Annotated in this window: 1 protein-coding gene; it reads right to left on the bottom strand. The window is 59.2% G+C overall.

Annotated elements, in window-relative coordinates; genetic code table 11:
- Positions 1-400, bottom strand: a 400-nt coding sequence (locus tag I6F21_RS38325) for an efflux RND transporter permease subunit (protein ID WP_225184463.1), incomplete at both ends; no start/stop codon positions are given.

Here is a 400-nt window from a genome sequence, read left to right as displayed (position 1 = left end):
CCGCTATGAACGCCGGCGAATGCGGATGCAGCGTCTTGCCGAAGACGAACGACGTGGCCGCCGGCACGAACGTCAGGCTGAGCACGATCGATGCCATCAACGCAAAGCCCATCGTAAACGCCATCGGCTTGAAGATGATGCCTTCCACGCCGCCGATGAAGAACAGCGGCGAATACGCCACGATGATGATGCCCGTAGAGAAGATCATCGCGCGCTGCACTTCGTTGGTCGCCTTGACGATCGCGTCTTCGAGCTTCTCGGCGCCTTCTTCGAGGTGCCGCATGATGTTTTCCATCACGATCACGGCCGCGTCGACAATCACCCCAAAGTCGATCGCACCGAGCGAGATCAGGTTGGCCGGCACATGGAAGTGCTCCATGCTGATGAACGAGACGCACAG

The organism is Bradyrhizobium sp. NBAIM03, assembly GCF_020194055.1.
Classification (GTDB): Bacteria; Pseudomonadota; Alphaproteobacteria; order Rhizobiales; family Xanthobacteraceae; genus Bradyrhizobium; species Bradyrhizobium yuanmingense.
This window is presented reverse-complemented; position numbering and strand designations above follow the sequence as displayed.